Raw genomic sequence first — 25,792 nt, 5'->3', positions numbered from 1 at the left:
ATTGACAATGTGCACGCTGTTGAGTTCTCAAGGACCAGACGCACTCCCCACTCGACACCACGAAGATGCTCCGCCAGAGAGGCTGTCGTTCTCGAACCCACCGATGTCGTCGAACCCAGCCACACAACCGTGCAACCAGATCCAGTGGCTCATCCCGAAGGAGAGAACCGGTGGAGTAGTCATCCTAAGCGTCGAAGCGAACCAGCACAAGGCCAGATCTGAACTCCAGTGGAGGATGGTCCCGCTTGAGGGCCGGCGTGCTCTGGGCTTTCGCTCCAGCCGCTCCGCCGCACCTTTGGGGTGACGAGGGATTACTTTACGCAGCCCCCACCCCACACCACCAACCCACCCCACATCCCGGGCGTGTCGCACACTGCAACACCGACGCGACTGCCGGCGACGCCACCGGGCAGACGACGAACGCCCGGCCCTCGACGAGGACCGGGCGTTCGGGAAGAGCAGGACAGGGTCAGGACACCGTCACTCCGGCGAGGGTCTTCTTCCCCCGGCGGAGGACGAGCACCCCGGCTGGCAGTGCGAGGGACGCCACCGTCGCCGCCGGGTCCTCCGCTCGCTCGTTGTTCACGTAGACCCCACCCTGGGTGATCGCGCGACGGGCTTCGCCGAGGGACTTCACGAGCTCCGTCTCGACGAGGGCACGTGCGAGGTCCGCCGTCCCCTCGATGCTGACGGAGCCCGGCAGCTCGGCGATCGCCGACCGCAGGGTCTCGTCGTCCAGTGCGCCGAGGTCACCGTTGCCGAACAGGGCGGCCGACGCGTCGATCGTCGCCTGCGTCGCGTCGGCCCCGTGGACCAGGGTGGTGACCTCCGTCGCCAGGGTGCGCTGGGCCTCCCGTCGGAACGGCTCGTCGGTCACCGCCTGCTCGAGCCGATCGATCTCGGCGCGGGACAGGAACGTGAACTCGCGCAGTCGCGCGATCACGTCCGCATCCGAGGTGTTGAGCCAGAACTGGTAGAAGGCGTACGGCGACGTCATCGTGGCGTCGAGCCAGATGGCGTTGCCTTCGCTCTTTCCGAACTTCGTGCCGTCGGAGTTCGTGATGAGGGGCGTGCCGACCGCGTGGGCAGCCACACCCTCGGTGCGCCGGATCAGCTCCGTGCCCGAAGTCAGGTTCCCCCACTGGTCCGAACCACCGGTCTGCAGCGTGCACCCGTACTGGCGGTACAGCTCGCGGAAGTCCAGCCCCTGCAGGATCTGGTAGCTGAACTCCGTGTAGCTGATGCCCGCGTCGGAGTTCAGTCGGGCCGCGACGGCGTCCTTCTTGAGCATCGAGTTGACGCGGAAGTACTTGCCGATGTCGCGCAGGAAGTCGATCGCGGAGAGCGGTGCGGTCCAGTCGAGGTTGTTCACCAGACGGACCCCGTTCTCGCCGTCCGGGCTGAGGAAGCGCGAGACCTGGGTCTGCAGACGACCGACCCACTCGACCACGGTCTCGGGGGTGTTCAGCGTCCGCTCGGCCGTCGGACGCGGGTCGCCGATCAAGCCGGTCGACCCGCCGACGAGCGCGAGCGGCTTGTGGCCCGCCAACTGCAATCGACGCATGGTGAGCAGCTGCAGCAGATTGCCGCAGTGCAGCGACGGAGCCGTCGGGTCGAACCCGCAGTAGTAGGTGACCGGGCCGGCGTCGAGAGCCTCTTTGAGTGCGGTCTCGTCGGTCGAGACGTGCACCAGTCCACGCCAGCGCAGTTCGTCCCACACCGAGGCGAAGGTGGGGTCGTTCTGCTGGCGCGTCAGGACATCGGGAGCGGTATCACTGGACACCCCGCCATCGTAGCGGCGCAGCGAGACACGCTTCAGTCGACGGCGCCCTTGTGACGGCGGTACGTCGACACCGTCGGGTCGCCGGGCAACCAGAACCGCCACGGGAAGGAGGCGCCACCCGCGATCCCGCCGACACCGGTCCGCGGTCCGCGCGCGATCGAGCCGTCGGCCAGGAGGGCCTCGGTGACCGCAGCCGGTGTCGCGGAGGCGAGTCGGGCCTCCAGTCCGGGTGCGAGGGTGAGCCGGTACGGGCCGGAGCCGTCGAGGAGCGAGGTTCCGTCGTCCTCGCCGAGGACCGCGCCGAGCGCGACCCCGAGGTTGCCCGGTCCGCGCGCGAGGGCGACGTCGGCGACGGCCGGACCACGCCGTTGCCGGGCGGTCTCGATGCCGGCGACGACCTGGGCTCCGCGGAGCAAGGACCCGGACGAGACGCCGTCGGGTCCGCTCACCACGTTGACGCACGTGTGGATGCCGTACGAGCGGTAGGCGTAGAGGGTGCCGGGCGGGCCGAAGAGGTGCCGGTTCCGCGGGGTCATCCCGCGGTGACCGTGCGAGCCGGGGTCGACGGAGCCGGAGTAGGCCTCGACCTCGGTGATGCGGAGGGTGACGCCCTTGCCAGTGAGGGTCGCGCCGAGCAGCGCCGGCGCGGAGACCGGGGCCGGCTCCGACAGCAGGGCCTCCACGGCGCTCACCGCTCCGGTCATCGGGCGAAGGGCGTCCCCGCGGCGATCTCGGCCACGGACCGGGTCACGGCAGCGAGCTGCTCGGCGACCCGCTCCGGCGCGGTGCCACCCACGCCACGACGCGAGGCGACGCTGCCCTCGATGGTCAGGACGGCACGCACGTCCGGCGTCAGGTGCGGCGAGACGGACGCGTACTGCTCGTCCGTCGGGTCGTCGAGGTCGATCCCGTGCTCTTCGCAGTAACGGACCAGCGCACCGGACACCTCGTGTGCGTCACGGAAGGGGACGCCCTGGCGGACCAGCCACTCGGCGACGTCGGTCGCGAGCGAGAAGCCCTGCGGCGCCAGTTCGGCCATCCGCGCGGTGTCGAACGACAGTGTGGCGACCATGCCGGTGAAGGCGGGCAGCAGGACCTCGAGCTGAGCGACCGAGTCGAAGACCGGCTCCTTGTCCTCCTGCAGGTCGCGGTTGTACGCCAGCGGCAGACCCTTCAGGGTGGCGAGGAGGCCGGTGAGGTTGCCGATCAGCCGACCGGACTTGCCGCGCGCGAGTTCGGCGATGTCGGGGTTCTTCTTCTGCGGCATGATGCTCGACCCGGTCGAGAAGGCATCGTGCAGCCGGACGAAGCCGAACTCCTTGGTGTTCCAGAGGATGATCTCCTCGGCCAGACGCGAGACGTCGATGCCGATCTGCGCCAGGACGAAGGCGAACTCCGCCACGACGTCGCGCGCGGCCGTCGCGTCGATCGAGTTGTCGGCCGGCCGGGCGAAGCCCAGCTCGCGGGCGATCGCCGTCGGGTCGAGCCCCAGGGAACTGCCCGCCAGCGCGCCGGCACCGTAGGGGCTCACGCTCGCGCGGCCGGCCCAGTCGCGCAGCCGTTCGAGGTCACGGACGAGGGGCCACGCGTGCGCGAGCAGGTGGTGGGCGAGCAGGACCGGCTGCGCGTGCTGCAGGTGGGTCCGGCCCGGCATGATCGCGCCCTCGTGCTCGGACGCCTGCTGGCTGATCGCGTCGACGAGGTCGATCACCATCCGGCCGATCCGCCGTCCGTGGTCGAGCATGTGCATGCGGCCGAGGGTCGCGATCTGGTCGTTGCGGCTGCGGCCGGCGCGGAGCTTCCCGCCGAGTTCCGGTCCGACGTCCGCGATGAGCAGGCGCTCGAGGGCTCCGTGCACGTCCTCGTCGGAGTCGGCGGGCTGCAGGGACCCGTCGAGGAACGACTCCTCGAGGCGGTCCAGCCCGGCGAGCATCCGGTCCAGCTCGTCGGCCGTCAGGTACCCGGCCGTCTGCAGCGCTCGCGCGTGGGCGCGGGACCCGGCGAGGTCGTACGGCGCCAGCTGCCAGTCGAAGTGCGTCGACTTCGACAGCGCGGCGAGCTCGGCACTCGGACCGTCCGCGAAACGACCGCCCCAGAGGGCGCCCGTGTTCGTCGCGTCGGTCTTGCTGCTGGCTTCTTCCGGCCGGGAGGCCCGGGGCACGTCCGTCATGTCGTCCTGCGTCGTCAGAGGTGGCTGGGTGGTGCCGGACGGGCCAGGGCTGGCGGCCCAGGCCCGTCCGGCGGGTGGTGCTGGTGGTGCTGGCTGCGGCTGCGGCTGCGCTTCGGCTAGTTCGCGAGGTCGCGGCGGGCAGAGATCTTGCTCGGCAGCGACCACAGCTCGATGAAGCCCTTGGACAGCGACTGGTCGAACGTGTCGCCGGTGTCGTACGTGGCGAGGTCGAAGTCGTAGAGGCTCTGCTCCGAACGACGGCCGGTCACCGTGGCGCGACCACCGTGCAGCTGCATGCGGATGTCACCGGACACGTACTCCTGCGTGGAGTCGATGAAGGCGTCGAGGCTGCGCTTGAGGCCGCCGAACCAGAGACCGTCGTAGACCAGGTCGGCCCACTCCGACTCGACACCGCGCTTGTAGCGGTTCACGTCACGCTCGAGGGTCAGGCTCTCGAGCTCCTCGTGCGCGGCGATGAGTGCCATCGCGGCCGGGGCCTCGTAGACCTCGCGCGACTTGATGCCGACCAGGCGGTCCTCGACGACGTCGATGCGGCCGACGCCGTGCTTGCCGGCCAGGGCGTTGAGCTCCTGCACGATGCGCAGGACGCTGAAGCGCTGGCCGTCGATCGCGACCGGGACCCCCTGCTCGAACGTGATGGTGACCTCGTCGGCCTCACGATCGACCGACGGGTCCTGCGTGTAGGCGTAGAGGTCCTCGATCGGGGCGTTCCACGGGTCCTCGAGGAACCCGGTCTCCACCGCGCGACCCCAGACGTTCTGGTCGATCGAGTACGGCGACTTCTTGCTCTGCAGGATCGGCAGGTCGTGCTCCTGCGCGTAGACGATCGCCTTGTCGCGGGTCAGCGCGAGGTCGCGGACCGGCGCGACGCTGGTCAGGTCGGGGGCGATCGCGGCGACCGCGGCCTCGAACCGGACCTGGTCGTTGCCCTTGCCGGTGCAGCCGTGCGCGACGCTGTCGGCGCCGAGCTGCTTCGCCGTCAGGGCGAGGTGCTTCGCGATGAGCGGGCGGCTCAGCGCGGACACGAGCGGGTACCGCTTCTGGTACAGCGCGTTCGCCTTGAGGGCGGGGACGAGGTAGTCGTCCGCGAACTCGTCCTTGGCGTCGATGACGACGGACTCCACCGCGCCGCAGTCGAGCGCGCGCTGGCGGATGGCGTCCATGTCCTCGCCACCCTGGCCGACGTCCACCGCCAGGGCGACGACCTCTTTCCCGGTGGCGTCCTTGAGCCAGCCGATGCCGACGGAGGTGTCGAGGCCACCTGAGTAGGCCAGTACGACGCGGTCTGCCATGAGTGTTCTCCTTGCTGGGGTGGTTGTCAGGTGCTGGCGGTCGCCGTGTCGGCGGCGAGGAGCCAGGCGAGCAGGGCCTTCTGGGCGTGCAGACGGTTCTCCGCCTCGTCCCAGATGATGCTGCGCGGGCCGTCGATGACCTCGGCCGTGACCTCGTAGCCGCGGTCGGCCGGCAGGCAGTGCATGAACACGGCGTCGGCGGCCGCGTGCGCGAGCAGCTCGTCGTCGACGCGGTAGCCGTGGAAGACCTCGAGACGCTGCTGCTTCTCTTCTTCCTTGCCCATCGAGACCCACGTGTCGGTGACGACGACGTCGGCCCCGGCGACCGCCGCGACCGGGTCGGTCACGACGAGCACCGAACCGCCGGTCTCGGCAGCGCGTGCCTCGGCGTCGGCGACGACCTGGGCGGCCGGGGCGAACTCGGCCGGAGCACCGACGCGGACGTGCATGCCGGCGGTCGCGCAGGCGAGCAGGTACGAGTGCGCCATGTTGCTGGCCCCGTCGCCCACGAAGGCGATGGTCTGACCGGCCAGAGCACCGCGGTGCTCGCGGATGGTCAGCAGGTCGGCGAGCAGCTGGCACGGGTGGAAGTCGTCGGACAGCGCGTTGACCACGGGCACGGTGGTGCTCGCCGCCATCTCCTCGAGCCCGGCCTGGCCGTAGGTGCGCCAGACGATCGCCGACACCATGCGCTCGAGCACACGAGCCGTGTCGGTCGGGGTCTCCTTGCCGCCGAGCTGGCTGTTGGCGGTCGAGATGATGAGCGGGCTGCCACCCAGGTCGCTGATGCCGACGTGGAAGGACACCCGGGTGCGGGTCGACGACTTGTCGAAGATCACGGCGACGCTCTGTGGGCCGGCGAGCGGCTTCGCACCCCAGCGGTCGCGCTTCATCTCGACGGCGAGGTCGAGGATGGCGGACTGCTCTGCCTGGGTCAGGTCGTCGTCCCGGAGGAAGTGGCGGGTCATGCGGTGGTCTCCTGGTCGGCGCCCGCGACGGCAGCCATGCTCTGGGCGAGGATCGCGAGGAACTCGTCGATCTCGTCGTCGGACACGATGAGCGGCGGCGCGATGCGCAGGCTCGATTCGTTCGGGGCGTTGATGATCAAGCCGCGGTCGAGCGCGGCGGCTGACACGGCGGCTGCGACGGGCAGACGCAGGCCGACGCCGACGAGTAGGCCGCTGCCACGCACCTCTTCCACCAGGTCGGAACCGAGTGCGGTGATGCCGGCGCGGATCCGCTCACCCTTGACGACGGCGTTCTCGACGAGGCCGGCCCGTTCGATCTCGGCCAGGACCGCGTTCGCGACCCGGGTGCCGAGCGGGTTGCCGCCGAACGTCGAGCCGTGCTGGCCGGCCGAGAACAGGTCGGACGCTGCCCCGAAGGTCACGAGGGCGCCGATCGGGAACCCGCCGGCGATGCCCTTGGCAACCGTGATGGCGTCGGGGGTCACGCCGGTGTTCTGGAACGCGAACCACGACCCGGTCCGGCCGATGCCGGTCTGGATCTCGTCGAGGATCAGCAGGGCACCGTGCTGCTCGGTCAGCGCCCGGGCGGCCTGCAGGAAGCCCTCGGGCAGGTCGACCACGCCGGCCTCGCCCTTGATCGGCTCGAGGATGAGTGCGGCGACGGTGTCGTCGATCGATCGTTCGAGGGCCTCGATCGACGTCTCGATGTGCTCGACACCGGGGATCATCGGCAGGAAGTCCTCTTGCAGGGCGGGCTTGCCGGTGAGGGCGAGTGCCCCCATGGTGCGGCCGTGGAACGCCTGCTGCAGCGCGAGGATGCGGGTCTTCCGACCGTCGGCACCGCGGTTCAGGCGTGCGAGCTTGAAGGCCGCCTCGTTCGCCTCGGCTCCGGAGTTGCCGAAGTACACGCGGCCCGCATCACCGGCTCCGGAGATGCGCTTGAGGCGCTCGGCCAGTTCGAGCTGCGGCGGGGTGGCGAAGTAGTTCGACACGTGCACGAGCTTCGCGGCCTGGTCGCTGATCGCCTCGACCAGCGCCGGGTGGGCGTGGCCGAGCGAGTTCACAGCGATGCCGGCCAGGAAGTCGAGGTACTCGTTGCCGTCGACATCCCAGACGCGGCAACCCTCGCCGCGCTCGAGCATGATCTTCGGCGGGGTCAGGGATCGCATGAGCGACGCCCCGAACCGGTCGTTCCAGGTCTCGGTCTGCGTCTCGGTGCTCACCGTGGTGTGCCCTTCTCGTCGTGGTGCGGGGTCGCGTGGTGCGGGGTCGCGTGGTCGCCGGCGGCGCGACGGCCGATCTCGGCGTGGGTGTTCTGGTTCTCGGTCCGTCGGCTGGGGTCCGGGATCACCTCGGTGCCCGCACCGCGCAGCGTGAAGACCTCGAGCAGGATCGAGTGCGGGATGCGACCGTCGATGATGGTCGCGCCGCCGACCCCGCCGACCACGGCGTCCAGGCACGCGGTCATCTTCGGGATCATCCCCGACTCGAGCGACGGCAGCAGCTGCCGCAGTTCCTCGACCGCGATGAGGTCGATGATCGAGTCGCGGTCGGGCCAGTTGCGGTACAGCCCGGGGACGTCGGTCAGCATCATCAGCTTCGACGCGTTCAGGGCGATCGCCAGCGCGGCGGCCGCGGCGTCGGCGTTCACGTTGAGCGCCTGGTCCGGGTGCGCGTCGTCGATCGCGATGCTCGACACGACCGGGATGCGATCGGCTCGGATCGCGGCGAGGACGCCCGACGGGTCGACGTGCGTGATGTCGCCGACGTGACCGAGGTCGAAGTGCTCGCCGTCCACGACGACACCCTTCTTCTCACCGGTGAACAGCGACCCGCCGTCACCGAACACGCCGACGCCCAGGCCGGGGCCGTGCTCGTCGATGAGGTCGACGATCTCGCGGTTCACCTCACCGGCCAGCACGTCGCGGACGACGGTGATCGCCTCGGTGGTCGTCACGCGGTAGCCGCCACGGAACTCGGACTCGATGCCCTGTTCCTTCAGCGCCGCCGAGATCTGCGGACCGCCGCCGTGCACGACGACGGGGTGCAGGCCGGCGTACCGGAGGTAGACCATGTCCTCGGCGAACGCGCGCTTGAGGTCGTCGTTCACCATCGCGTTGCCGCCGAACTTGACGACGACGATCTTGCCCGAGAACCGCTTCAACCACGGCAGGGACTCGATGAGGGTCGCGGCCTTGACGGTCGCGAGCTCGTGCTCTTCTTCCTTCGACAGGTCCGGATCGCTCATCAGCTGGAGTACGCGCTGTTCTCGTGGACGTAGTCGTGCGTCAGGTCGTTCGTCAGGATCGTGGCCGCGTACGGTCCGACCCCGAGGTCGATGAGCACGTGGGTGTCCCGCGGGGTGAGGTCGACGCTGTCGCTCGGCTGGTCGGGGGCGCCGGCGTGGCACACCCGGATGCCGTTCATCGAGACGTCGACCGCGTACGGATCGAACTCCGCGTCGGTCGTCCCGATCGCTGCGAGGACGCGGCCCCAGTTGGGGTCGTTGCCGAAGACGGCAGCCTTGAAGAGGTTGTTCCGCGCCACACTGCGGCCGACCGTGACCGCGTCGTCCTCGCTCACGGCTCCGACCACCTCGATCGCGATGTCGTGCGCGGCGCCCTCGGCGTCCTGCTGGAGCTGGCGGGCGAGGTCGGCGCAGACGGCGGTCAAGGCCTCTTGGAAGTCACCGACCTCGGGCGTCGTGCCGGACGCACCGGAGGACATCAGCACGACGGTGTCGTTCGTCGACATGCAGCCGTCCGAGTCGACACGGTCGAAGGTGACCCGGGTCGCGGCGCGCAGTGCCTGGTCGAGTTCGTCCGAGGTCAGCGCCGCATCGGTCGTCAAGACCACGAGCATCGTCGCCAGCCCCGGTGCGAGCATGCCCGCACCCTTCGCCATGCCGCCGACCGTCCAGCCGTCGACGGTCACGACGGACTGCTTCGGCGTGGTGTCGGTGGTCATGATGGCCGTTGCGGCGTCCGGTCCCCCTCCGTCGGTGAGGGCGTCGGCCGCGAGCGTCGCGCCGCGGAGGACGCCGTCGCGGAACGTCTGGTCGCCCCGCCCGATCAGGCCGGTGGAGCAGACGACCACGTCGCCGGCGCCGATCCCGAGGGCATCGCCGACCGCTTCGGCGGTGAGGTGGGTCGTCTGGAAGCCGAACGGTCCCGTGAAGCAGTTCGCGCCTCCCGAGTTGAGGACGACGGCACGCGCCACCCCGTCACCGACGACCTGGCGGGACCAGATCACCGGGTGCGCTTGGGCGCGGTTCGAGGTGAAGACGGCGGCCACGGCATCGGACGGGCCGTCGTTGACGACGAGCGCCATGTCCGGCTTGCCGCTCGTCTTCAGGCCGGCGGTGACGCCGGCGGCGCGGAAGCCCGCGGCGGCGGTGACGCCCTGGAGCGCATCCTGGGCGGACGGGAGGCCCGTGGTCGCGTCGTCCGCGCCGGTCCCGTCGGTGCTGTCGGTGCTGTGGTTGCTGTCGGTCACGGGGCGACTCCGTCCACGCTGAGGCCGAGCGTCTCGGGGAAGCCGAGCGCGATGTTCGCGGACTGCACGGCTGCGCCGCCGGTCCCCTTGGCGAGGTTGTCGAGCGCGGTGACCGCGACGACGCGACCGGCTGCTTCGTCGACGGCGATGCCGACCAACGCGGTGTTGGCACCGATCGTGTCGGCGACCCGCGGGAAGACGCCCTCGGGCAGCAGGTGCACGAAGGGCTCGTCGGCGTAGGCCTGCTCCCAGGCGAAGCGCACGTCGTGCGCGGTGACCCCGGGCGCCAGGCGAGCCGTCGTCGTCGCGAGGATCCCGCGCGACATCGGCACGAGCACCGGCGTGAACGAGATGCGGACGTCGGACGCACCTGCGACGCGGAGGTTCTGCTGGATCTCCGGGACGTGCCGGTGTTTGCCGCCGACGGCGTACGCGCTGGCGGAGCCCATGATCTCGGCGGCGAGGTAGGTCGGCTCGAGCTTCTTGCCGGCACCGCTCGGTCCGACGCTCAGGACGGCGACGATGTCGTCGGACTCGACGAGCCCAGCCTGGACACCGGGCTGGATGCCGAGCGTGACCGCGGTGACGTTGCAGCCGGGGACCGCGATGCGCTTGGTCGCCGCGAGCTCGGTCCGCTGCCGGCCCTGCACGACGATGTCGTCGACGTCGCGCCACTCCTCCGCTGCACCCGGCGCGGGCGGAGCGTGCAGCAGTTCCGGCAGACCGTAGGTCCACGCGCCGTGGAACTCGCCGCCGTAGAAGGTCGTCCAGGCGCTCTCGTCGGTCAGGCGGTGGTCCGCGCCGCAGTCCACCACGAGCGTGTCCGCGTCGAGTTCGGCGGTGATCGCACCGGACCGCCCGTGCGGCAGCGCGAGGAACACCACGTCGTGCCCGCGGAGGTTCTCGGCCGTCGTCGCCACCAGCGTCAGGTGGGCGAGCGAGCGCAGGTGCGGCTGCGTCGCGATGAGCGGCTGTCCGGCGTTCGAGAACGCGGTCACCGTCCTGATGTCGAACTCGGGGTGAGCGGAGAGGATGCGCAACAACTCGCCACCCGCGTAGCCGCTGGCTCCAGCCACGGCGACGGATACGGACATGGGTTCCACCTTTGGTCGGACTGTTCGTCGAGAGAGTCGGAGGCGGCGACCCCGGGCGGTGATCCGTCGTGGATCAGTCGCGCAGGGTCGCCCCGAATCGCTCGCCGGCACGTCGGACTGCGCTGTCGCGGGCCTCGGAGGCCTCGGCAGCGGTCAGCGTGCGGTCCGTGGCACGGAAGCGCAGGGCGAACGTCAGGGACTTCTGTCCCTCGTCCACGCCGGCACCCCGGTAGTCATCCACGAGCCGAGCATACTCCAAGAGGTCTCCGGCACCAGCGCGCACCTCGGTCAGGACGTCGCCGGCAGGCACCGCCACGTCCACCACCAACGACAGGTCCTGGGTCGCGGCCGGGTACGACACGATCGCCGAGACGTCGACCAGCTCGGGGGCCGCGGCGACCAGGGCGTCGAGGTCCATCTCGACGACCGCGACCACACGCGGTAGGTCGGCGTCCGCCGTGCGCTCCGGCAGCAGCTCACCCGCGACGCCGACGACGACGTCCCCGACGAGCAGCGACGCAGCGCGCCCGGGGTGCAGCGACGGGTGGCTGGTCTGCGCGACGGTCAGTTCGACGCCGACGGCCCAGGCCACGGTGCGGGCGACGTCGAGCGCGTCCGCGATGCCGAACGGTTCGACCGTCGTGCCCGGCTGCTTGAGCACGGCGTTGCCGACGAGCAGGGCACTGACGTGGAACGGCTGCGGCGGCAGCGCGGCGTCCAGAGCGGCGAGGGTCTCGGCCGTCGGACGCTGCGCCCCGACCGGGACCTCGACGGTGCCGAGCTCCACGCCGGGCTCCGGCAGGAACACCCGGGAGGTCTCGTACACGGCGACGTCGACCAGGCCGCGGGAGAGGTTCCGACGGGCGACGTCGACGAGGGCCGGCAGACCGCTCCGGCGCAGGTGGTCCTGGGCGCTGTCGAGGGCGTTCGCCAGGACGACGCTCGGGCCGCCCGCAGGGTCGATGCCCGGGAACGCGGCAGCGGTGGCGGCGGAGACGAACGGAGCCGTGACGACCTCGGTGAGGCCGGCAGCGGCGAGAGCGGCCGAGACCCGGCGTCGGGCCTGCTGGTGCCGCGTCAGCCCACGTCCGGGCGGCGCGACCGGCAGCACGCTGGGGATCCGGTCGTACCCGACGATGCGGGCGATCTCCTCGACCAGGGAGACGTCGTCCACCAGGTCGGGGCGCCAGCTCGGCGGGGTCACGGCGACGCGGTCACCGTCGACGCGGTCACCGTCGACGCCGACGGTCGCCCCGATCGCGCGGAGGGTGTCGAGCACCTCGGCGTCGGTGTACTCGACACCGATGAGCCCGGCGGCCCGGTCCAGGCGCATGGTCACGGTGGGGCGCGCCGACTCGTCGACCAGCGTCGACCCGAGGGCGTCCGGCGTACCACCGGCGAGGTCGACGAGCAGCTCGACGGCGCGGTTCGCCGCGGCCTGGGCGACGAGCGGGTCGACACCGCGCTCGAACCGGCGCGATGCCTCGCTCGGCAGCTTGTGCCGCCGGGCAGTGCGGGCGATGGACACCTGGTCGAAGCCGGCGGCCTCGATCAGGACGTCGGTCGTCGCCGCGGTGATCTCGGTGCGTGCGCCACCCATGACGCCGGCGAGGCCCACGGCCCCGTCGCCGTCCGCGATGACCAGGTCTTCGGCGTCGAGCGTGCGCTCCACGGCGTCGAGCGTGGTGAGGCGCTCCCCCGCGGTGGCCCGACGGACGGTGAGGCCGCCCTGGAGGGTGCCGAGGTCGTACCCGTGCAGCGGCTGACCGAGCTCGAACATCACGTAGTTGGTGATGTCGACGGGCAGGGAGATCGACCGGACGCCGGCGAGCGACAGGCGCGCGACCATCCAGGCCGGCGTGGGCCGGCTGGCGTCGATGCCACGGACGACCCGCGTCACGAAGGTGCTCGACCCGACGCGGCCCCGGATCGGTGAAGCGTCGTCGATCGTCACCGCGAAGCCGTCACCGGTGCGCGGCAGGACACGGTCGACCGGGTCCGAGAAGGTCGCCCCGGTGGCGTGCGCGTACTCACGAGCGACCCCGCGCATGCTCATCGCGTAGCCGCGGTCCGGCGTCACGTTGATCTCGACGGCGGCGTCGTCCAGGCCGAGCAGCGCGATGGCGTCCGCACCGACCTCGGGGTCCATGCCGAGGTCCGCGAAGCGGAGGATGCCGTCGTGCTCGTCGCCGAGCCCGAGCTCACGGGCCGAGGCGATCATGCCGTCGGACACGTGGCCGTAGGTCTTGCGCGCGGCGATCGGGAACGGACCGGGGAGCACGGCGCCGGGCAGGGTGACCACGACGAGGTCGCCGACGTCGAAGTTGTGGGCGCCACAGACGATGCCACGGGGTTCGGCTTCGCCGACGTCCACCTGGCACCAGTTGATCGTCTTGCCGTTCTTCTGCGGCTCCGGGACACGTTCGAGCACCCGGCCGACCACGACCGGTCCGGTCAGGTCGAACGTGTGCACGGCTTCCTCTTCGAACCCGACCGACACCAGGGCGGCGTGGACGTGCTCGAGCGAGACGTCGTCGGGCAGGTCGACGGATTCGCCGAGCCAGCGGAGTGGGACGCGCATCAGACCACCGTTCCGAACTGCTGCGAGAAGCGGAGATCGCCCTCGAGGAAGTCACGCATGTCGTTCAGGCCGTTGCGGAACTGCAGCGTCCGCTCGATGCCCATGCCGAAGGCGAAGCCCTGGTACTCGTCCGGGTCGATGCCGGCGGCGCGCAGGACGTTCGGGTTGACCATGCCGCAGCCACCCCACTCGACCCAGCGCGCGCCGCCCTTGGCGTTCGGCTGCCAGACGTCCATCTCGGCGCTCGGCTCGGTGAACGGGAAGTAGTTCGGGCGCAGTCGGATCTGCGCTTCGGCGCCGAAGACCTGGCGCGCGAAGTGCTCGAGCGTGCCGCGGAGGTGTGCCATCGTCAGGCCCTTGTCGATCGCGATGCCCTCGACCTGGGTGAAGACCGGCAGGTGTGTGGCGTCGAGTTCGTCAGCGCGGTACACGCGGCCCGGGGCGATGACGTAGAGGGGCAGCTCGCGCGACAGCAACGACCGCACCTGCACTGGCGAGGTGTGCGTGCGCATCAGCAGGTGCCGGTCCACGGGCTCGACGAACACCGTGTCCGCCATCGCCCGCGCCGGGTGGTCCTGGTCGAAGTTCAGCGCGTCGAAGTTGAACCACTCGTGCTCGAGCTCGGGGCCTTCCGCGACCTCCCACCCCATGCCGACGAAGATGTCCGCGACGGTCTCGTTGAGGACCGACAGCGGGTGCCGCGAACCCGGCGCGCGACGTGACGGCAACGCGGTGACGTCCACGCGCTCGGCGTCGAGGCGCGCGCGCTCTTCCGATTCGGCGAGGACCGCTTCCTGCGCGGCGATCGCCTGGTTCACCTGGCCGCGGGCCTGACCGACGAGCTTGCCCGCGGCGGCCTTCTGCTCCGGCGGGACGCTGCGCATCGACGCGTTCATCCGCGCGAGCGTCGACTGTTCACCGGTGTGCTCGGCACGGGCCTGCTTCAGCTCGGCGACGGTCGTCGTGGCGCGGACGGCGGCGAGGGCCGCTTCCACGGCACCGGCGACCGCCGATTCGCTGATCTCGAGAGGTTCTGACACGAGAGCCAACTCTACCGGCCGACGGGACACCGCCGCCCTGCACCGGTCGGACTGGGCCCACGCGGGCCGGTACCGACGCGCTGCGGAGCCTGCGGAGCGGCGTGGCGGCCGAGCCCGTGGGGAGGGAAGGGGAACGGGTCAGTCGCTGGCTGTGGAGGAACGGGTGCGCTGGGCGAACGCGCTCTCGTAGAGGCACACCGACGCCGCGGTCGCGAGGTTCATCGACTCGGCCCGCCCGTAGATCGGCACCTTCACGGCCCGGTCGACCAGCGCGAGGTCCTCGGTGGTCAGGCCGCGGGCCTCGTTGCCGAAGACCCAGACGGTCGGCCCGTCGAGCATGCCGTCGGCGCGGACGTCCGGCAGGTCGTCGCCGGACACGTCGGCGGCCAGGATCGTGTAGCCGAGACCCCGGGCGCGCTCGATGGCGTCGACGAGCGTCACCCCGACCGACACCGGCACGTGGAACAGCGAGCCGGTGGTGGAACGGACGACCTTGGGGTTGTACGGGTCGACACTGCGTCCGGTGAGCACGACGGCGTCGGCTCCGGCGGCGTCCGCGGCCCGGATGATCGTGCCGGCGTTGCCCGGGTCGCGGACCTCCTCGAGGATGGCGACCAGTCCGGGGAGGGCACCGGACTCGGCGACGTCGGCACGTGCCTCCGGACGGGCGTCCGGGAAGACGTCCTTCACCGACGTCGGGAACTGCTGGCACACCGCGACGACGCCCTGCGGGGTGACCGTGTCGGCCATCGCGTCGAGCACCTGCTCGGTGACGAACCAGGTGTCGACCGGAGCGTCGTCCAGCCCGTGGCGCGCGGCCGCGGTCGGGGTGACGTAGAGCTCGCGTAGGAGCTCCGGGCGGTACTCGATCGCCTCGCGCACGGCCTGCGGGCCCTCGAGCAGGAACAGCCCGGTCTCGGCACGGACGTCCTTCTTGGCCAGGGCGGCCACGGCCTTCACTCGGCCGGCACGGGGGTTCTCGAGGAGTTCGCTCACGGACCCAGTCTAGGAACCACCGGCTGCCCGCCACGACCGGACTGCCGACGGATGGCCCCGGGAACGACGGAACCCCCACTCCTGACGGAGCGGGGGTTCCGGTGCACGGGTGACGTGGCTCAGGCTGCCTTCGGCGCCGAGGTGTCGGCCGGCAGGGCCTTCTTGGCGGTCTCGACGAGCGCGGCGAACGTCTCGGCGTTGTTGATCGCGAGGTCCGCGAGGATGCGGCGGTCGACCTCGACGCCAGCCAGGGCCAGACCCTGGATGAGGCGGTTGTAGGTCAGGCCGTTCGCACGCGACGCAGCGTTGATGCGCTGGATCCAGAGGCGACGGAACTCGCCCTTCTTCGCGTGACGGTCACGGTACGCGTAGACGAGGGAGTGGGTGACCTGCTCCTTCGCCTTGCGGTAGAGGCGCGACCGCTGGCCGCGGTAGCCCTCTGCGCGCTCGAGGATGACGCGACGCTTCTTGGCGGCGTTGACCGCTCTCTTGACTCTTGCCATTGATCTGTTCCTTTACGATCCGGGTCGACTCAGTGGCCGAGGAGCTTCTTGACGGCCTTGACGTCGGCCTTCGCGAGGACCTGGTCCTCGTTGAGGCGGGCCTTGCGCTTGGAGGACTTCACCTCGAGGTTGTGGCGCATACCGGCCTGCTGCTTCATGATCTTGCCGCTGCCGGTGATCTTGAAGCGCTTCTTCGACCCGGAGTGGGTCTTCTGCTTGGGCATCGTGGTGCCTTTCCGTGGGGTGGATGGGGACCGCGTCGAGCGCGGATCGGCCTGGGAGGACCTATTCGGCCGACGAGTCGGCCGGGGCTGCTGCGGCGGGAGCCGACGTGGGCTCGTCCTCCGGCTTGGCCTTGGCGGAGTGCTCGGTGGCCTTCCGCTCGGCCTTCTCAGCGGCACGCTTGGCGTTCTGCTCGCCCTTGACGTCCGACTTGTTCTTGAGCGGCGCGATGATCATCGTCATGTTGCGGCCGTCCTGGGTCGGACGCGACTCGACGACGCCGAACTCTGCGATCTCCTCCGCGAACTTCTGGAGGAGCCGGACACCCTGCTCGGGACGCGACTGCTCGCGACCGCGGAAGAGGATCATCGCCTTCACCTTGTCGCCACCGAGGAGGAACCCCTCGGCGCGCTTGCGCTTCGTCTCGTAGTCGTGCACGTCGATCTTCAGGCGGAACCGGACCTCTTTCAGGTCGGTGTTGACCTGGTTGCGGCGGGCTTCCTTGGCCTTCTGAGCGGCTTCGTACTTGAACTTGCCGTAGTCCATGATCTTGGCGACGGGCGGCTTCGAGTTCGGCGCGACCTCGACCAGATCCAGCTCGGCTTCCTGCGCGAGGCGCAGTGCGACGGCGATGGGGACAACGCCGACCTGCTCGCCCTGGGGTCCGACCAGTCGGACCTCGGGGACGCGGATTCGGTCGTTGGTACGGGGATCGGTGATGCGGAGCTCCTTCAATCAGGTGGTGGCCGTCCGGGGCGTTTGCCCGGGACGACGGCACGAGAGAGGAGATCTGACGCACGGATCGAGACCCGTTCGGCAGCCGCCCGACGCCGACCCTTGCGGTCCGGCTTGCGCCGACCCTTGCGGTTCGGCCTGCCGATGCCCACATCGTGGACTCCGGCGGAGCGGTGGTGACCCGGTAGCCTTGGTGCAGCCGCGGGTGGGAGGAACTCCTCTTTCGTGACGCTGTCCTGATCCGGACCTTCCCGAGTACAACAGGGAGGATCTGGGCTCGACCGGAAAGATCCGGGCGCGCGGACAGTGTCTGCCGTCGGCGAGTCTAGCAGAGGAGCACCGTGACCGACACCCCGAGCAACCCGGCCCCCGCATTCGACGATTCCGACGAGGCCGCGCGCGACATCGCCGAGGTCCCCGCGATCGAACTCATCAACACCGTGGCCGTCCACCTGCTCAGCGCCGCCGCCGTGAAGGTCGGCCTGGCCGACGACCCGGAGCAGCAGACCGACCTGGACGAGGCGCGGAAGCTCATCACCTCGCTCGCCGGGCTCGTCACCGCGGCCGCGACCGAGATCGGCGACCAGCACGCGCGTCCGCTCCGCGACGGACTGCGGTCCGTGCAGCTGGCGTTCCGCGAAGCGTCGGCGATCCCGGACGCACCGGGCAAGGGTCCGGGCGAGAAGTACACCGGACCCGTCAACTAGACGGTTCCGCTGACGGAGACGGTCCCACTGACGGACGGGAGGCCCGTGGCGGTGTCGCCACGGGCCTCCCGTCCGTCATCCGGTCACGCTGCACGCGCGACCCACCGTCGTCATGCTGCCGAGCGCGCGACCAACCGGTCGACCGCCGCGACGGGGATGCCGACCCAGGTGGGGCGGTTCCGCGCCTCGTAGACGACCTCGTAGACCGCCTTGTCGAGCTCGAAGGCGTCGAGCAGTGCGCGGTGTGCGCGCAGGTCGGACCCGCTGCCCCGCTCGTACCCGTCGAGGAACGCACTGCGCGCCTCGTGTGCCCAGTCGCCGGTGTCCACGGGCTCGTCCTCGTGCGCGAGGGCGCCGGCGACGTAGTCGAAGGACCGCAGCATGCCGGCGACGTCCCGCAGTGCGACGTCCGGACGTGAGCGTTCCGGCATCGGACGGAGCGGCTCGCCCTCGAAGTCGAGGAAGACCCATCCACGGGGCTCGGGGGCTGAGAGCACCTGCCCGAGGTGCAGGTCGCCGTGGATGCGCTGCATGGTCGGCCACGGCACGGTCGCCGCCCGGTCGTAGACCCGGCCGACGGCGGCGGCGTGCTCGGCGACCTGCGGCACCTCGGCAGCCGCGGTGTCCAGGCGACGACGCATCGTCGCGATCGCCTCGTCGACCTGGTCCGGTCCGGACGTCGCGGTGGGCATCGCGCCGGCCAGGACCGTGTGCACCTCGGCGAGCGCGGCACCGAGTCGGTCGGCGGCGCTGGCGAAGGACTCGCCGCCCCGGGCCGCGGTCAGCGCGACGCGCCAGGCGTCCTCGAGCCCGGGCAGGAACTCCTGCGCGAAGGCGAGGTGGCCGTGCGCGGTGCCGCTCGCCTGACCGGCGTCCGGCCACTCCCCCGTCAGCGCGCCGAAGGTGCGTGGCACGCGGACGGAGCCGGCGGTCGACAACGCACGCTGGGTGGTGACGTCGGGGTTCTCACCGTCGTGCAGGACACGGAAGACCTTGGTGATCACCCGGCCGCTCTCGGCGGTGTCGGCGATGACGGACGTGTTCGACTGCTCGCCGCTGAGGACGCGCGCGCCGGTGACCGGACCGATGTGTTCGCCATCGGCCTCGATGCGGCCGAGCAGCCAGCGTGCGTAGGCGACGTCGTGCGGGGCGTCGTAGACCGCTGCACCGTCGAGTTCGGTGACCAGGGCGTGCGCGAGCTCGGGGACCGCGGCGGGGCGCACGGTGAGCGGGACCTGGTAGAGGACCGGGCCGGTGGGAGCGTCGTCGAGGACGAACAGGGTGCGGATCGTCGCGTCCGCGGTGGTGTCGGTCTGTTCGGCGACGACCCGGATGCTGGGGGTCCCGCCCTTGGCGGCGTACCACCGTTGGTCGGCCATCCAGCCGGCGACGGCGGTCTCGAAGGGGTCGGCGTGCACAGCGTCGGTCATGTCGGGGACGCTACCCGTCGCTGCTGCGCCGGGTCGCGGGATCACGGGTGCGGGGCGCGTCGGGGCGCGGGATCACGCGTGCGGGCTGCGTCGGGGCGCGGGTCTGGGTCGCGGGTCCGGGCCGCGTCGGGGCGCGGGTCCGGGCCGCGTCGGGTCACGGTGGCGGGCTGCGTCCCTTCCTGCACAGGGCGACGCTGGCCGGGAGGCTGTCCACAGTTCGCGGGGACCGTCACGGCGCTGGGGTGGTCCGGACGACACTGACTCGCATGCCCCAGCGAGACGATCCCCACGATGACGACTTCCCGGCCCCACGCCTGACGTGGCGGGTGCCGGACGCGCGCCGGCTGCCCGCCCTCGAGCCCTACGCGGACGTCGTCGGACGGGTCCCGCACGTGATCGGGCGTGAGACCGTCTGGGACACGTCGGACGGGGTGCTCACCGCCGCCGGGGTCGACCTGGTGCGCAGTGAGGACGGCACCTGGACGATCGACCGCGGGGACGACCCGGAACAGCTGGCGGACCGGACGGCTGATGCCCCGGTGCCGGAACTGGCGGTGTACCTCCGTGGTCGCCCCCTGACCGTGGTCCGGCGGCGCGACACCACGACGGCCCTGCTGGTGCTGCACAGTCGGGACGGCCGCGTGCGTGCCGAGGTCGCCGACGTCCGGGTCGACGAAGGCGCTCCGGGCGAGCCGGTGCTGCGGGTCGGCCGGTGGTGGGCGCTGGCCGACGACGGCAGCGAGCACGCACTCGTCCGCGGGGTGGAGCGGGCGATGCGGGACGCGGCCGAGGAGGGCACGGACGCGGGGAGCGCGGACGCGGCGTGCACGGCCGCGGGCGACGAGCGGGGCGCTGGTGTGTCCGAGCAGCCGCCGGTGCCGGTCCCCCGACGGGCGCCCGTTGTTCGACCGGCCGGAGCGCGCCGCCCGAGGTCCGGCACCGCCGCTCGGTTCGTCGTCGATGCCCTGGCCACGCTCCGCGCCGACGTGGTCCGGATCGACCCGCTCGTCCGGCGCGGAGAGCCCGACGCGCTGCACACCCTCCGCGGGTCGCTCCGCCGGATCCGGAGCGTGCTGGCCGTGTTCCGCGGAGCGCTCGACCGCGACGCCACCGAAGCGGTGCGACGGAGCCTCGGCCACGTCGGACGTGCCGCCGGGGTGGCCCGAGACGCCGAGGTCCTGGCCGCGACGGTGCGGTCGCTGGCCGACCGCGCGCCCGTCGGACTCGTCGATGACGCCGCGTCGGCCGGGCTCCTCGGTCGCCTGGCGACGGCTCACCGCGAGGCAGTGGCCGCCTTCGACGAGGTGCTGCGATCCGCCGAGTGGTTCGACGCCCTCGACGCACTCGACGCACTCATCGCCGACGCACCACCCGGTCCTCGGGCCGGGGACGCCGTTCGTCCCTTCGTCGAGCGTCGGCTGCACCGCGAACGACGGCGTATGCGACGTGTGCGGGACACGGCAGCAGCCCGCGCCGGTGACCTCGAGGTGCTCCACGATGCCCGCAAGGCCGCGCGACGGCTCCGGTACGGCATCGACGCGGCGGGCGGATTCGTCAGCGGCCGTCAGCACCTCGGTCGACTCCGGAAGGTTCAGGCGGCTGTGGGCGATGGACTGGACGCCGCGCACGCCGTCACGGCCCTGCAGCCGCGGACGGACTTCACCGCCGGTGCCCTGGCGACGGTCGGCCGTCAGCGGGCCGACCGTCGCTTCAGGCGCGGGCGGGAGTTGCTCGCTCGCCTCTGATCAGGACGTGCACTTCGTGGTCGAGAACTCGTTCGAGCCGACCACGTCGTTGTCGCAGGATACCGCGTTGCCGAGGACCGGACGGAAGGCGAAGGCCACGCCGTCGCTGTTGCCGAGGTCCACGGTGTTGCCGGAGAACGTGTTGTCCGTTCCCCACCCGTCCAGCAGCTCGTGCGTCTGGAACCCGTCGAGGATCGAGTGCACCCCGCGGTTCCCGGTGACGCTCCAGCCGTTCCCCTTCACGTCGACCCAGGAGTCCGCATGGTTCTGCCCCTGCATGCCCGCACCGTCGAAGGAGTTGTCCGACAGCACGCCGCCGGTGGTCCCCTCCTTGATGTCCACGTTCTCGGCCGCGGTGTCGGTGATCGTGTTCTCCGTCACGACGTTGCGGTCGCTGCGGTCCGGCTTGCAGTCGGACACGTCGCACCAGTTGTTCTTCGACGAGCCGATGTAGATGCCCTCGCCGAACTTCGGCTTGCGGAGTCCGGTCTCCGACACGTGGTTGCCCCGCACCGTGTTGTCGCTGCTGTTGGCACGGACGTGCATCGCCTCGTCGCCGATCTTCCGGACCGTCAGCCCCTGCAGGACGGAGTGCTGGGTGTCGTCGAGCATCACGCCCTTCTGCCCGTTCTGCACGGTGAACCCGGACAGCGTCCAGTACGCGCCGCCGTCGAGGTGCATGACGTAGCCGTCGGACGGGTCGCCGCCGTCGAGGACGGCCCCGCTCCCCCCGCACAGGGCGATGGGCTGGCTGGCCGTGCCCGTGGCGGTGCCCTCGAAGGTGCCGTCGTAGGTGCCGTTCGCCAGGGCGATGACGTCCCCGGCCTTGGCGTCCTCGAGCGCGGACTTGAGCGCATCCGCGGTGCTGACCCGGATGGTCGGCGACGTGCACGCCGCGGCCGGGGCAGCCGTGGCGGTCCCACCGGAGCCGTTCGCCGTGCCGCCGCTCGTCCCGCTGCCTCCGGAACCGGCGCTGTCGGATCCGCCATCGTCACCGAGGGTGCCGAGTTGCGGAGTGCGGCTCGCACTGGGGGCGCGGCCGGGGTCGGTCGTCGCCGACGAGCTGGGGGCCGGTGCCGCGACGGTCTCGGGGCCGCGCACCGCTGCGCTGACACCCCAGATCCCGCCGACGATCACGGCTCCGGCGACGAGGCCGACGACCCCGGACAGGATCTGGACGCGATGTCGTTCGAAGAGGTTCGTCATCCGCGTCACCGGGCCGCCGCGGCGAGCGCCGCATCGACGTCGGTGCCGTCGGACCGTGCGGCGTGGGCTGCATGCCGGCTGCCGTCGTGGTCCGTGCCGACCCGGTCCGTGCTGACCCCGTCCGTGCGGACCCGGTCCGTGCCGATCTGGTCCGCGGCGGCTTCGGCCATCGGCGACGAGATCGGCGACGCGGGGAGGCCCAGCGTGGTCGGGTCGACGACACCACGGGTGAACGAGGACAGCGGTGCGAGCTTGGCGTACGGGTGCTCGCGGGCCTCGCCTCGACGGCCGCGGATGACACCACCGATGGCGGCGACCACGACGATGAGCAGCAGGATCAACCACAGCACGGTCAGCGGCTGGAAGATCCCGCGCAGCGTCACGAGCAGCGGCTTGGTGGAGTGCCACCCGGTCGTGGTGTTGCCGTGCTGAACCGCCTCGTCGGACCGTGCCAGGTCGATGGCGCTCGGTCCGCGGCCGGACACCGAGTTGTCGGTCACGGTCGTGCCCTTCGAAGCACCGACCACGGTCACACCGTGGGTCCGCGCGCCGGAGATCTCGTTGCCGTCCACATCCGCGTCGGACGCCCGGCTGTAGATCCCGATGTCGGCGCCCGCGATCGTGTTGTCGCTGACCTCCGAGGCCCGCACACCGTCGAGCACCGAGATGCCGTTCTGGGTCGAGCCCTTGATGACGTTGTTGCGCACGGTGGTCTTCACGGCGTCCTGACCGACGACGATGCCCATCCGGTTGCCGTCCATCGTGGAGCCGCTGACCTTGACGTTCTCGCCACCGAGCACCTCGACACCGTACCGCCCGTTGTCGGACGCGGTGCTGTCGGTCAGGGAGTTGTTGCCGTAGTCGCCGGTCGGCATGCCGACGGCGTTCGGACCGTCGGCGAGCGCCCCACCGTTCAGCGTGATGCCGTTGCGACCGTTGCGGTTCGCGGTGACCTGGCTGAGCACGATGCCCGTGGAGGCGCGGGTCATCTTGATGCCGTCCACGCCGTTGTCGTGCGAGTCGACGGACGACAGCGTGCTGTTCGTCACGTACCGGTGGAGCACGAGTCCGTCGATGAGCGAGTTCTCGATGGTCGAGTCCGACATGACGACGCCGTCCGCACTCGTGAGGAACAGGCCGTACGCGTTGCCGTCGAACTCGGTGTGCTGGATCTTCGCCGAGACGAAACTGTAGGACCCGGCGGCCGTGCTCTCGCCCGGGGTGGTCCCGTCGACAGCACCGGTCGGCAGCAGGGTGGTGCCGAAGACGTCCTTCGTGGTGCGCAGGGTCTTCGCCGTCTGGGTGCCGGACGCGGTGTCGAGCGTGGACAGGTCGGTGCCGGTGAGCGAGACGCCGCCGGTCGTGCCACTCCAGAAGCCGAGGTCACGGAACGACGCGTAGCTCAGCGTCGCGGTCCCGCCCTGGACTCGGACGTAGGCACGGCCGTCGGTGGTGTCGGTGTCGACCTTGCCGGCCTGCGGGTCCCACGAGTCGATGATGACGGGCGCCTTGGCCGACCCGGCGATCTGCAGCGCTCCGGCCTGCGTGACGATCGACACGAAGCCGCGGTCGTCGCTCTCCATGTGGATGTGCAGGCCGTCGGGGCTGGCGAGCTGCAGGGTCGCGCCGTTCTCGACGACGATGTTCTCGCTGAGCAGGTACGACCCGTCCGGCTGCTTGACGAACGTCGAGGGCGCGAGCTGCTTGAGGTCGTTGACGGTGTACGCCGAGCCTCGGGCGACGAGCACCAGGGTGTACGAGCTGCCCGTGGCGAGTCGGTAGGGCTTGGTGGTCACGAGGCCGCTCCACCGGGCTGCCGATGCGAGCGCGCGCACGTTGTAGATGCGTTCGTTCTCGGCGGCGACGAGCTTCGCCTCCTTGTTCGGGCTGCCCGGGTAGGCCTTGCCCGTGACGACGGAGGACTCGACCGCGGTCGAGGTGGACCCGGTGGTCGCGGCCTGGGCTGCGGTGGGCAGCGTCAGAGCGCCGACGCCGGCGAGCGTCAGGACGAGCGCGGACGCGGTCGCGATACGACGGCGACGACGGGTGGACGTGGTGGGGGTCAGGTCGGTGCTCATGCTGCTGCCACCTCTCCGCCCTGGAGGCCCGCTGCCGGCTGCGACGCCCGCTGCGTCCCCGACGTGGTCGCGGTCGCTGCCTCGGTCGGCTGGGAAGCGGTGGCCGGGGCCTCCGAGACGGGTGCCGTCGGTGTCGGCGTCGCGATCGAGGAGGTCTCCGGTGATCCCGCCGGGGACATGGCCATCGCGGGTGCTCCCGCAGAGGCCATGGCCATCTCGGGCGCTCCCGCCATGGCGAAGGCCGGAGCCGGGATCGGTGCCGGCGTCGGGGCCGGTGTGGTCTGGACCGGTGTGGTCTGGACCGCCGGGCGCGATGCGGGACCGTCGAGGGTCGCCGCGGTCTGTCCGTCGCCACCCATCTGGTCGGCATGCCGGGTCAGCCACCCCTGCTTGTTCATCGTGATGAACGAGAACACCTTGATCGGCAGGGCGATGACGATCACCACGATCGCCAAGATCGGCAGGACGAAGAGGTCGAGCGGGTGACGGCGCAGGTTGGAGAACCCACGGACGGCACGACCGGCGAGCAGCCAGGCGATGGTGAACGCCGCACCGACGATGCTGAGTTCCAGGCGGCTGAACAGCAGATACCACATGGTGATGCCCATGGTGACGGGGGTCAGGATGATCTGCAGGACGGTGATCTTCGTGACGAAGGGCACGCGCCAGATCCAGCCCTTGGCGATGGCCGTCAGGTAGGTGCGGTACGAGTTGCGGCTCCAGCGGATGCGCTGCTTGAAGAACGCCTTGCCGGTGGCCGGGAACATCGAGAGGGCCTTGGCGCTCTCCTGGTGCACGGTCTTGAAGCCCGAGGCGAGCACCAGCCAGGTGAGACGGCCGTCGTCGCCGGCGACGCAGCGGCGGCCGAGGAAGAACTCGTTCTCGAGGTTGTCGAGCACGGGCAGGACGGCCGAGCGACGGTACGCGGCGGTGCGTCCGGAGAGGCACGGCACCGCCCCGGCGGCACCCATGGCGGGCACGTAGTTGAAGTAGCGCAGGTTGACGAGCCAGTCGGCGATGATCCGCCAGATGCTCGAGTTCCGCTGGTACACGTTCTGCTGCGTCCCGACACCACCCACGGTGGTGTCAACGAAGGGCATCTGCACGTTCTCGAGCAGTCCCGGCTCCCAGCTGGTGTCGGAGTCGACGAGGACCACGACGTCGTACCGCGCGAGCCGGATGCCCTGGCCGAGGGCGCTGCGCTTGCCGACATGGTGGAACAGGACCGGCTTCACGGTCGGGTCACCCACGGCGACGATGCGCTGGTACGCCTCGGTGTCGGCGACGTCGAGCACGATGATGATCTCGTCGGGGTTCTGCGAGCGCCAGGAGTCGAGGCAACGGAGCAGGATGTCGGGGTCCTCGTGGTAGCTCGGCACGACGACGGAGGTCGTGGTGCGGAAGCCGTTGACCACCGGCTTCGCCCGCGCCGACAGCACGACGCGGTAGAGCCACAGGGCCCACACGATCACACCGGCGATGCCGACGGGCACGTACTTGAGGGCTTCGTGGCCGAAGGCGACGAGCTGGTCGATGACGACCTGGGTCGATGTCTGGGATGCGGCGAGCGCGGCCAGGGTGTCCATGGGTTCGGGTCCTTCGGACTGGCAGGGTGGATGATCCGGGGCGCTCGGTGGGTGGCCGGGCGCGGACGGTCGGCGAGTGGGTGGCTCGAACGACGGTCGGTACGGCGTCGTGCTGAGGACGCTAGGCGGAGCGCCGACCA

Annotated in this window: 21 protein-coding genes; 2 read left to right on the top strand and 19 right to left on the bottom strand. The window is 70.9% G+C overall.

Translation table 11 applies throughout. From position 1 onward, the window contains the following. Positions 1 to 469: 469 nt before the first annotated feature. The 15 genes from tyrS to infC form a co-directional block, all read right to left on the bottom strand. Positions 470 to 1,783, bottom strand: coding sequence for a tyrosine--tRNA ligase (gene tyrS / locus SOM35_RS16410; RefSeq protein WP_320516203.1), 1,314 nt, complete (start codon positions 1,781 to 1,783; stop codon positions 470 to 472). Between the two features lie 32 nt (positions 1,784 to 1,815). Beyond that, positions 1,816 to 2,475 carry a DNA-3-methyladenine glycosylase gene (locus SOM35_RS16405; protein ID WP_320516202.1) on the bottom strand — a complete coding sequence of 220 codons (660 nt, stop codon included), beginning with the start codon at positions 2,473 to 2,475 and terminating at the stop codon, positions 1,816 to 1,818. Positions 2,476 to 2,483: 8 nt separating this feature from the next. Next, entirely contained in the window at positions 2,484 to 3,953 is a 1,470-nt protein-coding gene (gene argH, locus SOM35_RS16400) for an argininosuccinate lyase (protein ID WP_320516201.1), read from the bottom strand. A gap of 116 nt (positions 3,954 to 4,069) precedes the next feature. Further along, the gene (locus tag SOM35_RS16395; RefSeq protein WP_111073728.1) at positions 4,070 to 5,266 is read right to left on the bottom strand and encodes an argininosuccinate synthase; all 1,197 of its coding nucleotides are present in this window, start codon (positions 5,264 to 5,266) and stop codon (positions 4,070 to 4,072) included. 26 nt (positions 5,267 to 5,292) lie between these two features. Beyond that, a complete protein-coding gene (gene argF / locus SOM35_RS16390; protein WP_320516200.1) occupies positions 5,293 to 6,234 on the bottom strand; it encodes an ornithine carbamoyltransferase in 942 nt (313 codons plus the stop codon). Then, positions 6,231 to 7,457 carry an acetylornithine transaminase gene (locus SOM35_RS16385; RefSeq protein ID WP_221850506.1) on the bottom strand — a complete coding sequence of 409 codons (1,227 nt, stop codon included), beginning with the start codon at positions 7,455 to 7,457 and terminating at the stop codon, positions 6,231 to 6,233. The genes argF and SOM35_RS16385 overlap by 4 nt, the downstream gene beginning before the upstream one ends. Beyond that, positions 7,454 to 8,482 carry an acetylglutamate kinase gene (argB, locus tag SOM35_RS16380; RefSeq protein ID WP_320516199.1) on the bottom strand — a complete coding sequence of 343 codons (1,029 nt, stop codon included), beginning with the start codon at positions 8,480 to 8,482 and terminating at the stop codon, positions 7,454 to 7,456. The genes SOM35_RS16385 and argB overlap by 4 nt, the downstream gene beginning before the upstream one ends. Continuing rightward, complete coding sequence (gene argJ / locus SOM35_RS16375) at positions 8,482 to 9,729, bottom strand: bifunctional glutamate N-acetyltransferase/amino-acid acetyltransferase ArgJ (protein ID WP_320516198.1); 1,248 nt, start codon at positions 9,727 to 9,729, stop codon at positions 8,482 to 8,484. The genes argB and argJ overlap by 1 nt, the downstream gene beginning before the upstream one ends. After that, positions 9,726 to 10,823, bottom strand: a complete 1,098-nt coding sequence (locus tag SOM35_RS16370) for an N-acetyl-gamma-glutamyl-phosphate reductase (RefSeq protein ID WP_320516197.1) — start codon at positions 10,821 to 10,823, stop codon at positions 9,726 to 9,728. Before SOM35_RS16370 ends, argJ begins: the two co-directional genes overlap by 4 nt. A 73-nt stretch (positions 10,824 to 10,896) precedes the next feature. Beyond that, positions 10,897 to 13,404 (bottom strand): phenylalanine--tRNA ligase subunit beta, encoded by a 2,508-nt coding sequence (pheT, locus tag SOM35_RS16365; protein WP_320516196.1) that lies wholly within the window; start codon positions 13,402 to 13,404, stop codon positions 10,897 to 10,899. Then, entirely contained in the window at positions 13,404 to 14,444 is a 1,041-nt protein-coding gene (pheS, locus tag SOM35_RS16360) for a phenylalanine--tRNA ligase subunit alpha (RefSeq protein ID WP_111073733.1), read from the bottom strand. Before pheS ends, pheT begins: the two co-directional genes overlap by 1 nt. 138 nt (positions 14,445 to 14,582) lie before the next feature. Next, positions 14,583 to 15,440, bottom strand: a complete 858-nt coding sequence (locus SOM35_RS16355) for a TrmH family RNA methyltransferase (protein ID WP_253464764.1) — start codon at positions 15,438 to 15,440, stop codon at positions 14,583 to 14,585. A gap of 119 nt (positions 15,441 to 15,559) precedes the next feature. Then, positions 15,560 to 15,943, bottom strand: a complete 384-nt coding sequence (rplT, locus tag SOM35_RS16350) for a 50S ribosomal protein L20 (RefSeq protein WP_111073735.1) — start codon at positions 15,941 to 15,943, stop codon at positions 15,560 to 15,562. Positions 15,944 to 15,972: 29 nt separating this feature from the next. Continuing rightward, a complete protein-coding gene (gene rpmI, locus SOM35_RS16345; protein WP_111073736.1) occupies positions 15,973 to 16,167 on the bottom strand; it encodes a 50S ribosomal protein L35 in 195 nt (64 codons plus the stop codon). A 61-nt stretch (positions 16,168 to 16,228) separates the two neighbouring features. Continuing rightward, positions 16,229 to 16,900, bottom strand: a complete 672-nt coding sequence (gene infC, locus SOM35_RS16340) for a translation initiation factor IF-3 (RefSeq protein WP_221850501.1) — start codon at positions 16,898 to 16,900, stop codon at positions 16,229 to 16,231. 341 nt (positions 16,901 to 17,241) lie between these two features. On the opposite strand from infC, the gene SOM35_RS16335 reads away from it, so the two are divergent. After that, positions 17,242 to 17,607, top strand: a complete 366-nt coding sequence (locus SOM35_RS16335; protein ID WP_111073738.1) for a DUF1844 domain-containing protein — start codon at positions 17,242 to 17,244, stop codon at positions 17,605 to 17,607. A gap of 110 nt (positions 17,608 to 17,717) precedes the next feature. On the opposite strand, the gene SOM35_RS16330 is transcribed toward SOM35_RS16335, so the two are convergent. Then, the gene (locus SOM35_RS16330; RefSeq protein ID WP_290156759.1) at positions 17,718 to 19,037 is read right to left on the bottom strand and encodes a maltokinase N-terminal cap-like domain-containing protein; all 1,320 of its coding nucleotides are present in this window, start codon (positions 19,035 to 19,037) and stop codon (positions 17,718 to 17,720) included. A gap of 266 nt (positions 19,038 to 19,303) precedes the next feature. Between SOM35_RS16330 and SOM35_RS16325 the strand changes: the two genes are divergently transcribed. Beyond that, entirely contained in the window at positions 19,304 to 20,782 is a 1,479-nt protein-coding gene (locus SOM35_RS16325) for a CHAD domain-containing protein (RefSeq protein WP_320516195.1), read from the top strand. On the opposite strand, the gene SOM35_RS16320 is transcribed toward SOM35_RS16325, so the two are convergent. Genes SOM35_RS16320 through SOM35_RS16310 form a run of 3 tightly spaced genes read right to left on the bottom strand, consistent with a single transcriptional unit; the run spans position 20,783 to position 25,652 of the window. Next, positions 20,783 to 21,988: a right-handed parallel beta-helix repeat-containing protein gene (locus tag SOM35_RS16320; RefSeq protein WP_320516194.1), complete on the bottom strand. Its 1,206-nt coding sequence runs from the start codon at positions 21,986 to 21,988 to the stop codon at positions 20,783 to 20,785. Positions 21,989 to 21,993: 5 nt separating this feature from the next. Beyond that, entirely contained in the window at positions 21,994 to 24,066 is a 2,073-nt protein-coding gene (locus tag SOM35_RS16315) for a right-handed parallel beta-helix repeat-containing protein (protein ID WP_320516193.1), read from the bottom strand. Beyond that, positions 24,063 to 25,652 (bottom strand): glycosyltransferase, encoded by a 1,590-nt coding sequence (locus SOM35_RS16310; protein WP_320516192.1) that lies wholly within the window; start codon positions 25,650 to 25,652, stop codon positions 24,063 to 24,065. Before SOM35_RS16310 ends, SOM35_RS16315 begins: the two co-directional genes overlap by 4 nt. Positions 25,653 to 25,792: the final 140 nt, after the last annotated feature.

Origin of the sequence: Curtobacterium sp. CFBP9011 (assembly GCF_034045095.1) — a bacterium.
GTDB lineage: Bacteria > Actinomycetota > Actinomycetes > Actinomycetales > Microbacteriaceae > Curtobacterium.
This window is presented reverse-complemented; position numbering and strand designations above follow the sequence as displayed.